Source organism: Pseudochrobactrum lubricantis (assembly GCF_041929865.1).
GTDB lineage: Bacteria > Pseudomonadota > Alphaproteobacteria > Rhizobiales > Rhizobiaceae > Pseudochrobactrum > Pseudochrobactrum saccharolyticum.
Genome location: NZ_JBHEEE010000005.1, coordinates 241,401 through 255,157, shown reverse-complemented (window position 1 = coordinate 255,157; position 13,757 = coordinate 241,401). Strand labels below are relative to the sequence as shown.

The following is a 13,757-nucleotide window of genomic DNA, read 5'->3' as shown; positions in this document are numbered from 1 at the left end:
AATTGGTGATCCCGAAAGCAATTTCGGGATTATTGTCGCCGATGCCTGCGCTTGCTGGCAATCGGCGACACCATGATAATCATGCCCCCGTATGAACTCTCATGGCTACCCTGTTCGGGAATCCCAAGAAGTTTGCAATCAGATTGCTGCTTCTTTGTAAGAAGCTTAACTTTTTAATGCGCCATAATTAAATTTATAATTTTGATAGAGCACATCATAAATATTCATAATGCGGCTATCTCTAAATTATCATGTGTTTATAAAGGGAATGCCGGAAATAAGCGCCCTCACATAGCGCTTTTTCTGAAAATAGCCGTTTAATGATACGCGCGGAAATGATTGCGGATGCTGCAAACACGCTGCATTCAGCATCGCGGGTTGCGTTGTCACAGCCACTGCAAAGTCCGACTCACGCGCCGCAGCAAAAGTATTTTCACTCACCGCAGTCTTCCACCCATATGGATAAGAAAATGATTGCGGAGCCACGCCCAGCTCATCTTTCAGCCATTGTGCGGATGTTTCAATCTCATATTTCATGCGCTGATGATCAACGCGGCTGAGATTAATATGGCTCACCGTATGCGCACCAAAATGCACCAGCCCGTTGTCACACTGCTGCAAGACCCGCAATTCCGACACGTCCATCGTCAGATCACGCGTAAGGCGTAACGGATCAATGCCGCTCTGCACAGCGAGATCCGCAATATGGCTCACCGCTTCATCTTCATCATGACTGTCGACATAACAAGCGAAGCGGGCAAAAGCCTTTGTCTTCTCCCATCGCGTTTTTAATGACAAGGTTTTGGCGCCTGTGCCGAAATCAAATGTCAGTGTGTCTTTATCACGCAGGATTTGTTCAATAACTTCCCACCACAGAATATTCTTACGTTCTGCAAAGCCCGACGTGATGTAAATTGTATAGGGGATATTATAACGCCTGAATATCGGAGCAGCGTAATCAGCATTGTTCCGGTAACCGTCATCCAGCGTAAAACAGACATAGCGCTTATTTTCAGGATTATTCGCCAGCAGCTCCGGCAAATCATGCACATGAACAGGGATCATTCCTGCCTGCAGAACTTCCTGTATCGCCTGTTCCAGAAATTGCGGCGTGACCGAGAGAATTGCGTTGGGAGAGAAATGCTGCGCGGCGTTTTCCGGCCGTACATGATGCAGCGTAAAAATCAGGCCGTTTTGAGCAGCAGACGGCAGAATTTTACCCAGATGCAGCGCGGAGATCGCATCCAGCCCTGCACGGATAACGGAGTATTTCAGCAGACGTTTTGCTTCATGCAATCCGTATATCATCCTGTCTGTCACCAGCCGAAAATATTCAAAGAAGAGCTGCGATATTATAAGCCCATATCGCAGCTTTAAATCTTGTATATTTTACAAGCGGTAAGACGGAGTTAACGGCAAGCTCCGTTGCGCATATTTTCATAACCGGCATTGCGCGCGACACAGGCATTCGGGAATGTCTGGCTGCGGCCGCGGCTGGTGGCACAAACCGGCGCATATTCGCGTGTGCAGGCGGTTTGCGGACGGATATTACCACCCCAGTTTCCGCCATTATTGCCGCCCCAGTTCCCTGACGGGCGACCCGGTCGCATAGCTCCACTTGGATAATCCGGTCGCATAGCTCCGCTTGGATAATCCGGTCGCATAGCTCCGCCGGGACGATCAGGATGTTGCTGCCACTGCGGTGGGCGCGATTGTGGCGGTCTGCACTCGCCATTGCTGATAATGCGATAGCCCTCGGCGCGTGCCTGACAGCTATTGCCCAATGTACGGGTTTTTCCATTACGCACGCCGCAGACCGGCGCATATTCCATCGTACACATTTGCGGACGATCCGGCCGGACTGGCGGGCGCTGCGGCCTGCCCTCATCAACTGAAACACTACAAGCGGAAAGCACCATCAAGGCTGCCAGCGGCGCAGCAAGATGTTTTAAATGCGATAAAACAGAATAACCCATCATTGCGCCTCATTTTTAACCGGACAAAACTGACGCAATACTATCGCCCTTATAATAAAGCGCAATAAAAAAGCTCAGAGACTTGCGCCCCTGAGCTTAATTTAATTCCGGAACAGATCAAAATCAGAAAATCTGACGTTCGCCCTGCTCATCACGGATCCAGGTAGTCAGACCGATCTTGCTCATTGTGGTCAGGAACGGACGCGGATCAAGTTCTTCAACATTGACCATTGTCTTGGCATCCCACTCACCGGTCGCAACCAACATGGCAGCCGCTACCGGCGGAACACCGGCAGTATAGGAAATGCCCTGCGAACCAACTTCGTTATAGGCATCCTTATGGTCTGCCACATTATAAATGAAGACTTCACGGTCTTTACCGTCTTTGCTGCCCTTAACCAGATCACCGATACAGGTCTTGCCGGTATAATCCGGTGCCAGTGATGACGGGTCAGGCAGTACAGCTTTGACCACTTTCAGCGGAATGACTTCCAGACCTTCAGCGGTTTTAACCGGCTGTTCGGACAACAGGCCAAGATTGTTCAGCACAGTAAACACATTGATGTAATGATCGCCGAAACCCATCCAGAAGCGCACATCCGCACCCTCGATATTGCGTGCCAGTGAATGCACTTCATCATGACCGGTCATATAGGCTTTCTGCTTGCCGACGACAGGAAGATCATATTCCTTGCCGACTTCAAACATCTTATTGACCTGCCATTCACCCTTCTGCCACGAGTAAACGCGACCGGTGAATTCACGGAAATTGATTTCCGGATCGAAATTGGTGGAGAACCAACGGCCATGGGAACCGGCATTGATATCGATGATATCAATATCGGTGATCTTGTCGAAATACTCGTCCTGAGCCAGACGGGCATAGGCGTTCACAACACCCGGGTCGAAGCCGATACCGAGAATAGCAGTAATACCTTTTTCAGCGCAAAGCTCGCGGCGCTTCCATTCATAGTTTGCATACCACGGCGGGGTCTCACAAATCTTGTTCGGTTCTTCATGGATAGCGGTATCCATGTAAGCCACGCCGGTTTCGATACAGGCCTGCAGCACCGACATATTGATGAAAGGCGAACCGACATTAATCACGATCTGTGAATTTGTCTTGGTAATCAGTGCCTTCGTGGCTTCAATATCCAGAGCATCCAGTGCATGGGCTTCCAATACGCCCTCGACCTTCATACTTTTCTTTTCACGAACGCTTGCGACCATATCATCGCATTTTGATTTCGTTCGCGAAGCAATGTGAATATCACCCAGTACATCGTTGTTCTGCGCACATTTATGCGCCACAACCTGCGCCACGCCTCCGGCACCAATAATCAGGACATTTTTTTTCATTTCACGCGGTACGCTCCATAGTAGCCTTTTCGGCATAATCACAAATTTTTCCAATGATGATTATGCACTAATCAATGATACGCCCTGTACAGACTGCTCCGCACAAAGCGCATCGGTTGCATTTTATAGTATCTGCCTCAGGAAAGGGCGGCAGCAAAGTCGTCAAAGGTAAACTCTTTGACAAGCTCTTCAGTTCCGTCGAGCTGACGGACAACGATGGATGGCATTTTAACGCCGTTAAACCAGTTCTTCTTGACCATTGTATAACCGGCCGCATCCTGAATGGAGAGACGGTCACCGATCTGCAACGGTTTTTCAAAACGGAATTCACCGAAAATATCACCGGCAAGGCAGGACTTGCCGCAGATCATGATTTCATGATCGCCTTTATTCGGCTCCAGCTTCGCAGTCTGACGATAGATCAGCAGATCGAGCATATGGGCTTCGATCGAGCTGTCGACAATCGCAAGATTTTTGCCGTTGAACAACGTATCGAGCACGGTCACTTCTAACGTAGCGGATTTGGTAATCGCAGCTTCACCCGGTTCCAGATAGACCTGTACACCATATTTCTCGGAGAAAGCTTTCAAACGCGCGCAGAACTGATCCAGCGGATAGTTTTCGCCGGTAAAGTGAATACCGCCGCCGAGGCTGACCCACTTCACGCGGGAAATCAGATGGCCGAAACGCTCTTCAATAATGCCGAGCATCTCATCAAAACGCTCAAATTTATCGTTCTCACAATTGTTGTGGAACATGAAGCCCGAGACTTTATCCATCACGGTTTCGATCTTCGCAGCATCCCATTCGCCAAGACGGCTGAACGGGCGCGCCGGATCAGCCAGCGAGAAGTCGGAAGTGGAAACCTGCGGGTTCACACGCAGACCACGAATGTGGTTTCGGGATACTTCTTCAAAACGGGTCAGCTGACCGATGGAATTGAAGATAATCTTGTCGCTGTTCGCGAGCACATCTTCAATTTCATCATCCGCATAGGCAACACTGTAAGCATGTGTTTCGCCGGCAAATTTCTCTTTGCCAAGGCGCACTTCATAGAGCGAAGACGATGTCGTACCGTCCATATATTCACTCATCAGATCAAACACGGACCATGTGGCAAAACATTTCAGTGCCAGCAGCGATTTCGCGCCGGACTGCTCACGCACATATTTAATCTTTTCCAGATTTGGCAGAAGTTTGGTCTTATCAATGAGGTAATACGGGGTCTTGATCGTCAATTCGTTTGTCCGGTCCGTTACTGTTACGTGTTTTGGCGGGGAAATTTATCCTGTTAACAGGAGACCGCGCGGCAAGACTGCCGGACTGCGGTAGCTTTCTTTACTGCATAATCTTCAAAATCGAAACTGATTTTATAAATTTATACAGAGCGCAATATAAAAAACCTCCGTCCGCCTGTGCTTTGGGTGTCAGATTATATCTGTCTTTATATAGGGGCTTAATATGACGGTTTAAATAAGGGCTGATAAAGCTTTGCCGTAATCGCTTTTTGTGCCCGCAAATATGCGGCCATTATCGAAAAAGTTCAAAAAAATTGCCTGTGCGGTTGGCAGCCCCGCAATCCTGACGGATAATACAGCATTCTTTCGACCCGATCAAAACCAATGATATGAGGTAATCGAATGTCCCTTACCCGCAGAAATATATTCAACCTCGCCACGGCTGCAACACTCACCGGCCTTGCTGCGCCGCAGATTTTAACCCGTGCGGCCTTTGCTGATGTACCGCTTTCCGGTGTCTCATCACCCGGTTTTCACCGTTTCATGCTCGGTGATTTTCAGATCACAGTCTTGCTGGATGGCCTGCGCGCCGGTGAAGCCCCGCAAAAAACCTATGCCATCAATCAGCCGGAAGAAACGGTTGCGGACTTATTACAGGCCAATCTTCTGCCTGCTGATCGTTTCGTCAACGGATTTACACCGACACTGGTCAATACCGGCTCAGAACTGATCCTGTTTGATACCGGCATGGGTGCCGCTGCCCGCGAAAACGGACAGGGAAAATTACCGGCAATGATTGAAGCTGCCGGTTACAAACCGGAACAGGTCACTATTGTGGTACTCACCCATTTCCACCCTGACCATATTGGCGGGTTAATGGAAAACGGCGCTCCCGCTTTTGCCAATGCGCGCTATGTTACAGGTCAGGCAGAATATGATTTCTGGACCAGTCCTGACCGTGCAGGCACACCGGCCGAAGGCGTGCAGAAAATTGTTCTCGCCAATGTCAAACCGCTGGCAGACAAAACCAGTTTTCTTAAAGACGGAGATGCTGTTGTTTCCGGTATTACGGCACTGGCCGCTTTCGGCCATACACCCGGTCATATGGCTTTCCGCGTTGAATCCGGCGGCAAGCAGATCATCCTGATTGCTGATACAGCCAATCACTTTGTCATCACATTGCAAAAACCGGAATGGCATGTGGTTTTTGATGCCGACAAAGAAATGGCGGCTGCAACCCGCAAGCGCATCTTTGATATGATCGCTTCGGAACGCCTGCCATTTATCGGTTATCATATGCCGTTTCCGGCTATCGGCTATTTGCAGGCGATGGATCAGGGGTACCGGTATGTTCCTGAGAGCTATCAGCTCGATTTATAATAAAGAACAAGAGCTATCAGCTCGACTTATAGAGGCGCGCAGCAAAATAAATCACGCTGTTTTTCATCAACAGCGTGATTTTACATGAAATAGGTAGCGATGCGCTTGCCTTCGACATCCTGCACTTTGAACACGGTGCCATAGATGGATTCCAGCACCACAGGACAAACGATTTCTTCCGGCGTACCCTGACAGAAGAGCTTGCCGTGCTGCATTGCAACAATATGGTCGGAATAGCAGGATGCGAAATTAATATCATGCAGCACAACGACAACCGTCTTGCCCAGATCATCCGCTGCTTTGCGCAAGAGTTTCATCATCTCGACAGAATGTTTCATGTCGAGATTATTCAGCGGCTCGTCAAACAGCGTATAATCCGTGTCCTGACACAGCACCATTGCCACATAAGCGCGCTGACGCTGACCGCCGGACAACTCATCAAGAAAACGATCAGCCAGATCATTCAGGTTCAGATATTGGATAGAACGCGCCACGAATTGCGCATCTTCTGCAGTCGGCCTGCCTTTGCTGTAAGGATAACGGCCAAAAGTCACCAGATCGCGCACAGTCAGGCGCGCCGTCATATGGTTTTCCTGACGCAGGATCGACAAACGCTTGGCCAGCACATCGCCGGCGGTACGCGCCACATCCATATTGTCGACCAGAACCTGCCCTTGATCAGCCGGAATAAGACGGCTGATCATCGATAACAGCGTGGATTTTCCCGCACCATTTGGGCCGATAATTGATGTGATACCGCCGGATGGCAATGTCAGGGAGACATCATTCACCACCAGAGTTTCGCCATAGGTTTTACTGACGGCTTTGACCTCGATCATCGGGCAACTCCTCGTACCAGCATCAGAATAAAGAACAGACCACCGACAAATTCGATCACAATACCCAAGGCGGTATTGAAAGCGAAAACGCGCTCGAGAATAAGCTGCCCGCCAACCAAAGCGATCACAGCCAGCAACACAGCAGCAGGTATTGTGTAACGGTGACGGGTAACCGGCATAATCATATAGGCCAGATTGGCCACCAGCAGCCCGAAGAAAGTGACAGGCCCCACCAAGGCAGTGGACACCGAAACCAGCACCGCCACCATCATCAGAATGATCATTGTTGTGCGCTTGTAATTAATACCCAAGCCGATGGCTGTTTCGCGCCCCAGTGACAGAATGTCGAACCGGTGACCAATGCGCCATGCCGCGACAGAAACCAGCCCGACAACAAGGGATGAGAGGCCGAGCAATTGGCTGTCAATCGTGTTGAATGATGCAAACAACCGGTCCTGCAACACCACAAAATCATTCGGATCGATAATTCGTTGCATAAAGCCGGTGCCGGAGCGGAAGAATACGCCGAAAATAATCCCCACCAGCATCAAAAGATGCAGCGAGCGCCCCTCACCGGCAAACAGCCAGCGATAGAGCAGACCGGAAAAACCCATCATCAAAGCGATTTCAACCAGAAACATCAGCTTCGGATTGGCCATTGAAACCGCATGAGCACCCAGCGAGAACACCAGCACCGTCTGCAACAGCGCATAAAGCGCGTCAAAGCCCATGATCGAAGGTGTGAGAATCCGGTTATTGGTAATGGTTTGAAACAAAACCGTCGACAAAGCGATGGAATAGGCCACTAAAATCATGGCCGCGAGCTTGGTGCCGCGAAACGGCAAGACAAAACTCCAGCTGCCCTTGGCACCAATGGTCATGAAAGCCGCCATCGCAATTAGTGCCAATGCACCAAGCAAGATCAGCCGTTTCACAGCGCTTCTGCGATTGGCCGGATTTTCAACCGGCAATATGCCTTCACTGCGCACCGAATAGATTGTTTCATGCACCACGGGCGGACTTCCTTAAAACAAGATACAGGAAGAAGGCACTACCCAGCACGCCAAGAATTGTACCGACAGGAATTTCATAAGGCGCGTTAATCGTGCGGCCGATCATGTCGCAGATCAGCACCAGCCCTGCGCCAAGCAGCGCAATCCACGGCAGCGAGCGGCGCATACTGTCGCCCATCACCATGCTCACCACATTCGGCACAATCAGACCAAGAAACGGCACAATACCAACAGTCGTCACCACGCAGGCCGTGACCATGGAGACAATAGTCAGACCCAAAGTCATCACGCGGCGGTAATTCAGACCGAGATTGGTGGTAAATGCCTCGCCCATACCCGCAACAGTAAAACGGTCAGCGGCAATATAGGCGGCAATGGTCAGGCCGAAAGACAGCCACAACAGCTCATAGCGCCCGCGCAGCACGGCAGAAAAATCACCCGTCGTCCATGCGCCCATGGATTGCAGCAGATCAAAACGATAGGCAAAAAATGTGGTGATTGCCGAGATCACACCGCCGAGCATAATGCCGACAAGCGGTACAATCACCGGCGAGCGCAGCGGAATCTGGCGCAAAATCAGCATGAACAGCGCAGTGCCTGCGAGTGCAAAACTGGTTGCAACCAGCATTTTGCCAAAGACCGGCAAACCGGGTGCAAGGATCATCACGGTGAGAATACCGAGTGAGGCAGAATCCACCGTACCGGCCGTTGACGGCTCTACAAAACGGTTGCGCGCCAGAATTTGCATGATTGTGCCGGAGACGGCCATGCCTGCACCGGCAAGGATCAGCGCAAGCGTGCGCGGAATGCGGGTCTCCACCAGTACGAATTGCGCACGCCGTGCGGTCTCATCGCCGAACAGGCTTTGTAAAGACACGTCGCTCACCCCGATAAACAGACTTATCAGGGCAAGAAGAACCAGCAGGCATGTTGCAGCGATCAGTTTCACAAGGCGGCAACCGTTCTAGGCGCATCCAAAAAACGGAACAGGACGCACAGACACACAACAAGCTATTCCGCAGACAGAGAGGCTCTGACAATTGCGGTCAGCGGCGGGCATAATACAGGACAAACAAAAGGCAGCAGTGACAATGCATTGCCGCCTTTTTTGATATCCTTGCAGACAATCCGGATGCTTTAACCTGAAAGAACCGGCGGGGTAAAGTCAAAACACGACATATTTACTCCGCTTATCCGCAAAGCCCTCCGAAATCTTATTTCCGCAGGCTTATTTCTTTAAACCGGCAATCAGTTCATCCACAATATTGCCCATCGAGGTCAAACCGCTGGCATTGAGATACCATGCGGAACCGTCCAGATAGATGACCTGCTTGTTCTTCCAGGCATTGGTCTGGGCAACCACGGCATTGTCGAGGAACTTCTCAGCAGCCACACCTTCACGGCCGATCGCTGCGTCACGGTCGATCACATAGAGCCAGTCTGGATTCTTTTCGAGGATATATTCGAAGGAGATCGGCTGGCCGTGACCACCCGGCTTGATATCATCAGCCGCAGGCTTCACACCGAGATCGTCATAAAGCACACCAAAGCGCGAACCCGGACCATAGGCGCTGATCTTACCGCCGGTTGTCAGAACCAGCAGACCGCTGCCTGCTTTTGCAGTCAGTGCTTTCAGCTCGTCTTTTTTGGCATTCAGCTTGGTCAGCGCATCTTCAGCTTCTTTGTCTTTGCCGAAAATATTGGCCAGAGTGCGGACATTGTCTTCCGAGCTTTTTACGAAATTGGCAGCATCGGCAGTGAGGTCGATTGTCGGCGCGATTTTTGCCAGTTCAGCATATTTGGCGGCGGAGCGACCACCAACAATAATCAGATCCGGCTGTGCGGCATTGACAGCTTCATAATCCGGCTCAAACAATGTACCGATCTTGATATATTCATCGGCATCATATTTGGTCAGGTAATCCTGCTTTTTGATGGTCGGAACACCCAGAACCTTAACGCCCAGTGCATCCAGCGTATCAAGGGATGAAAGGTCAAAAGTGATAACTTTCTGCGGAACATCCGGCAGTTTGGTTTCACCCTGTGCGTGTTTCACGGTGACTTCACCGGCAAGAGCCGCGCCTGCAAACATTAGGGCACCGGCAGCGATGCTTGCGAAAAGTCCTGTCATCCGTTTCATTGCTTTTCCTCTTCAATAGCCTGATTTATCCGGCAGATTTTCGAAATTCACGTATCAGTCTTCAACATGGTCATGGCCGCCGATACGACCCGGACGCCAGTAACCTTCGGAAGCGATCTGTTCGCGGGTCAGGCCGCGCGAGATCAGATTCTGGCGCTGCTTGCGCACATTGCTGGTTTCACCGATCAGAATGGCGTGGCCACGGCCATGCGGCAGCATAAAACCGGCAACCGCCTCTGCCATCAGATCGCTCGGACCGGCTTTCTGATCGCCGCGATGCAGCCATGTGATCTGCGTTGCCGACAATCCTTCGCGGACATCATTCAGCGCGATCTGCGAGGCCACACTGTCCACCTCGATCAGAACATGCATCTGCGCTTTTGCAGGCATGGTTTCAAGAATATGGAAAATCGCCGGAATGCAGCATTCATCACCGGTAATCAGATGCCAGTCAGCATCCTCACGGAAAGACGCGCCACCGCGCGGACCACGTACACTGATCTTGTCGCCGATCTTGGCATCACGGGCAAAAGCCGGTCCGGGTGTCAGATGTGTGCCGTCACCATGCATGAAGAAATCCACATCCAGCAGGCCTTTTTCTTTATCAAGACTGCGGATTGTATAGTCACGGCGGCCAAATTCGCCATCGCCGGTCGGCAGCATCATCACAATGGCCTGTCCTGCACGATAGGTGAATTCTGCAATATCCGGCGCGGTAAAAGTGACACGACGCATATTGGCCGGAGCATCCGCCACAGCGGTTACAGTCAGTTCCCACTGACGCAGTTGCGGACGGCCTGTTGGTGCCTGTGGTGTCTGTACTGGCGCAGTTTGATCCGGTGTCATTTGCATATTCACTCCCTATAGGCATTCAGAGCGCCATGCGCCCAATGGGGCGTACAAAACTCGCTACACGGCAGGCAAACATCATTTCTGACGATGCCTCGTCGCTTTGCCTTATGCTATAGATAAGTGGATAAAAGAAATCAACTTTGTATTATCTTATCCGGAGCTTTTCACCGGCATATCCGGCTGCACCAGTCGCGCGAGGGCTGCAAGCAGGTCGGTTTGCGAGATCAGCCCCTGCACATGGTGGTCCTTATCAACAATAATCACCGCATGAGAACGGCCATTGGTGAGTACCGGCAAAAGACTCAGAGCCGTATCCTGCGGCTGAGCCACAGGCGGGCTGGTCATCAGTGCTGCAACAGCCCCTTTGCCTTTCAGCAATTCACGCAAGCCCACTGTGCCAAGCAACACATTGCGATCATCAACTACCGGCAGCGAGCGGATATTATGCCGGAGCAATAATGAACGGGCATAATCATCCGTATCATCCGCTTTCACAGACACAACGTGGCGTGACATAATCGACGCGCAATCGGGTCCCGCTTTACCCGCAGCATTGTTACGCATGACAGACTGCATCTCGATCTGCCGCAGCAAGACTTCCAGATCTTCACGGCTGATATCGAAACTCTCCTGCATTTCAGACAACGCAGCATCAATATCAGCGGAGGTCGGGCCGCCGCGCATTTGCGTCGGCGTATCCTGCGTCTGGTGCGGATTAATAACCGGTATTGTGTGCGGATAAGGGCGTCTCAGCAGCCTGTGAAAGACAATGCCGAACAGCACTACAATTGCAGAGTCCAATGCCACCGGCGTAAACGGAAACAAGAAGCCCGCCTCGGTCACCGTATGGCCGCCGATGACGGCAGTAAGCGCAATCGCGCCGCCGGGCGGATGCATGGCACGTGCCAGCGACATGGCAAGCACAGATAAAGAAACCGCCAGACCGGCCGCCAGAAACGGCTCTTTCACCAACTGATAGACAATAACGCCGATCAGGGCTGAAATCGTGTTCCCGCCGATAATTGCCCATGGCTGCGCCATCGGACTGGTCGGAACGATGAAGAGCAAAACAGCCGAGGCACCGACCGGTGCGATCAGAAATACATAATGCGTGGTGTGGTCATAGAGCCATGCGCTGACCATGCCGGTCACAACAACACAGAGCAGAATACCAAGACTGGCAATCAAGCGGGAACGAAAAGTTGCACCGGCCAGCAAGGGCGCAAAAAGACGGTCTGCCGTGCGTTTCATACGGCTGCCGTTTTTTTCAGGCGAGGACATTTGAGAAAACCACTATCACATTTCGGAAGCCTATGTGATTAACAGCTGCACATAATGATGAACAAGTCGGAAATCAGAAAAATTCAATATCGTCAGGTACCGACCCGAACAACTGTGCCGAGAAGTGCTTTCATTATGCCAGCGATAGAGATCCCCAAAAACGCACCGGCAGACAAGCCTGAGGCCAAACTATAAATGACTACAAATTTCAATTCAGCAGGGCTTTCCGGATGATAAGCGGCATAGACATTCACAATATATAAGCAACTAAAACTAAACAAAACAACAACCAACGGCACCTTGGAGCCGGGACGCTGGACCATTCCTGTTGCCGCATCCAACACCGCAGGGACACGCTTTGCCATAATGAACTTGCCAAGAAACAAGCCAGCTATCAAAGCAGCAACATAAATTAAAAGTGCCGTCCACGGCATATGTAACTTGCTGAAAATACCATAGATGCCCCAGAGCAAAAAAATGCATGGCATCAAAAGCATTCTCCAAAGAGACGTCTCGTTGGGAGACAAAAGAGAAACACCGCTATAAATAAGATATGCAAGCAGAACCCATACCCACCACGGCGTATGCATTACAATCTCTATAAGCTGCATGATTCACCTTTTAAAAAATCAATGAAATAATAGAGAGTTTTTGAAAACCGGCTATACCCTGCCCTTGCTCGCAATTATTACAGTCTAATGGCTGAAAATCCTGCGGAATTGCATAATTTGCGCAAATGGTGCCGAGCGCACTTTGCCGAATTTGCTGCCATCCACTACCAGATAAGAGTCCATCGCGCGGGCAATTGCCATCTGCTTGACCGGAATCTCATGGAAATGTGAACAGGTCACACCATGTTCATCATGCACACCGCCCGCCGAGATAAAGGCCTTATTGATGATAATTTTCTTCAATGTCTCAATCCCCTCCTCACCGGAGAAAGAGGCAGCGGAACGGTGGAACAGGCCACCCAGCACAATCAGGCGCACATCCTCACGGGATGACAGGATTTCCGCAACATTGAGTGAATAACAAACAACCGTAACCGACTTATTCTCAGGCACCAGACGCGCCAGATGCGGTGTGGTCGTACCGCAATCGATGAAAATCGTGTCGTGTTCTTCGATCATCGCGGCAGCTTCCGCGCAAGCCTGCGCCTTGGCGCCCGCATGGCAGTCACTTTCGTGGTCAAGACTGTAATCGCTGTGACCATTATTATCCTGCGCAGAGAAAATATAACCGCCAAGGCAGTTTAGTCCCTTGAGCACATCACTATCCGAGCGCGTCAGATCCCCGCCGTTGAGATCCCGCTGCGCCATATCACGACGGATGGTCATTTCAGAAACACCGAGCTGCGCTGCCGCATCCCGCAAACGCATCACACCTTGTTTTTCCATCAAAGCTGCGAGTTCTGTGAGACGCTCGTCCCTGCGGCTGGTTCTGCTCAAGATTCTCCCCCTTTTTGAATCATTTTTACTCTCCCACCTACAAAAAATAGTGCGTTGCGTGAAGCAGCAGTCTTTGCAGACTTGACACATTAAATTATTTAGTGAAACGATCCAAACATAATGATCGGATACTAACAATATAATATCCGTCTTATTGTCAGATAATTTCCATGATCCGGGGGTGACGGGAATTATCGGATAACAGGATGTTTAACAGGTAGGGTTTCTCAG

At 50.8% G+C, this 13,757-nt stretch carries 13 protein-coding genes; 1 reads left to right on the top strand and 12 read right to left on the bottom strand.

Annotation, left to right across the window (positions count from 1 at the left end; all coding sequences use genetic code 11):
• Positions 1 to 249: 249 nt before the first annotated feature.
• From JNC80_RS12475 to JNC80_RS12460, 4 genes are all read right to left on the bottom strand, one after another.
• A complete protein-coding gene (locus JNC80_RS12475; RefSeq protein ID WP_376710531.1) occupies positions 250 to 1,296 on the bottom strand; it encodes a polysaccharide deacetylase family protein in 1,047 nt (348 codons plus the stop codon).
• A gap of 113 nt (positions 1,297 to 1,409) precedes the next feature.
• Positions 1,410 to 1,979: a hypothetical protein gene (locus JNC80_RS12470; protein WP_376710530.1), complete on the bottom strand. Its 570-nt coding sequence runs from the start codon at positions 1,977 to 1,979 to the stop codon at positions 1,410 to 1,412.
• Positions 1,980 to 2,099: 120 nt separating this feature from the next.
• The gene (locus JNC80_RS12465) at positions 2,100 to 3,335 is read right to left on the bottom strand and encodes a saccharopine dehydrogenase family protein (RefSeq protein WP_376710529.1); all 1,236 of its coding nucleotides are present in this window, start codon (positions 3,333 to 3,335) and stop codon (positions 2,100 to 2,102) included.
• A 137-nt stretch (positions 3,336 to 3,472) separates the two neighbouring features.
• Positions 3,473 to 4,567: a carboxynorspermidine decarboxylase gene (locus JNC80_RS12460; RefSeq protein ID WP_075656923.1), complete on the bottom strand. Its 1,095-nt coding sequence runs from the start codon at positions 4,565 to 4,567 to the stop codon at positions 3,473 to 3,475.
• 408 nt (positions 4,568 to 4,975) lie between these two features.
• Here JNC80_RS12460 and JNC80_RS12455 point away from each other — a divergent pair, with 408 nt between their 5' ends.
• Positions 4,976 to 5,953 (top strand): MBL fold metallo-hydrolase, encoded by a 978-nt coding sequence (locus JNC80_RS12455; protein ID WP_376710528.1) that lies wholly within the window; start codon positions 4,976 to 4,978, stop codon positions 5,951 to 5,953.
• Between the two features lie 80 nt (positions 5,954 to 6,033).
• On the opposite strand, the gene JNC80_RS12450 is transcribed toward JNC80_RS12455, so the two are convergent.
• The 8 genes from JNC80_RS12450 to JNC80_RS12415 form a co-directional block, all read right to left on the bottom strand.
• Positions 6,034 to 6,792 (bottom strand): iron ABC transporter ATP-binding protein, encoded by a 759-nt coding sequence (locus JNC80_RS12450; protein WP_022711980.1) that lies wholly within the window; start codon positions 6,790 to 6,792, stop codon positions 6,034 to 6,036.
• Entirely contained in the window at positions 6,789 to 7,685 is an 897-nt protein-coding gene (locus tag JNC80_RS12445) for an iron chelate uptake ABC transporter family permease subunit (RefSeq protein ID WP_083647156.1), read from the bottom strand. Before JNC80_RS12445 ends, JNC80_RS12450 begins: the two co-directional genes overlap by 4 nt.
• A 109-nt stretch (positions 7,686 to 7,794) precedes the next feature.
• Positions 7,795 to 8,754: an ABC transporter permease gene (locus tag JNC80_RS12440; protein WP_022711978.1), complete on the bottom strand. Its 960-nt coding sequence runs from the start codon at positions 8,752 to 8,754 to the stop codon at positions 7,795 to 7,797.
• Between the two features lie 279 nt (positions 8,755 to 9,033).
• Complete coding sequence (locus JNC80_RS12435) at positions 9,034 to 9,945, bottom strand: ABC transporter substrate-binding protein (RefSeq protein WP_116088326.1); 912 nt, start codon at positions 9,943 to 9,945, stop codon at positions 9,034 to 9,036.
• 54 nt (positions 9,946 to 9,999) lie between these two features.
• Positions 10,000 to 10,791 (bottom strand): siderophore-interacting protein, encoded by a 792-nt coding sequence (locus tag JNC80_RS12430; RefSeq protein WP_213600311.1) that lies wholly within the window; start codon positions 10,789 to 10,791, stop codon positions 10,000 to 10,002.
• Between the two features lie 156 nt (positions 10,792 to 10,947).
• Positions 10,948 to 12,048 carry an HPP family protein gene (locus JNC80_RS12425; protein WP_376710527.1) on the bottom strand — a complete coding sequence of 367 codons (1,101 nt, stop codon included), beginning with the start codon at positions 12,046 to 12,048 and terminating at the stop codon, positions 10,948 to 10,950.
• A gap of 122 nt (positions 12,049 to 12,170) precedes the next feature.
• Entirely contained in the window at positions 12,171 to 12,689 is a 519-nt protein-coding gene (locus tag JNC80_RS12420) for a DUF6622 family protein (RefSeq protein ID WP_376710526.1), read from the bottom strand.
• Between the two features lie 84 nt (positions 12,690 to 12,773).
• Complete coding sequence (locus tag JNC80_RS12415; RefSeq protein ID WP_376710525.1) at positions 12,774 to 13,526, bottom strand: DeoR family transcriptional regulator; 753 nt, start codon at positions 13,524 to 13,526, stop codon at positions 12,774 to 12,776.
• Between the last annotated feature and the right edge of the window lie 231 nt (positions 13,527 to 13,757).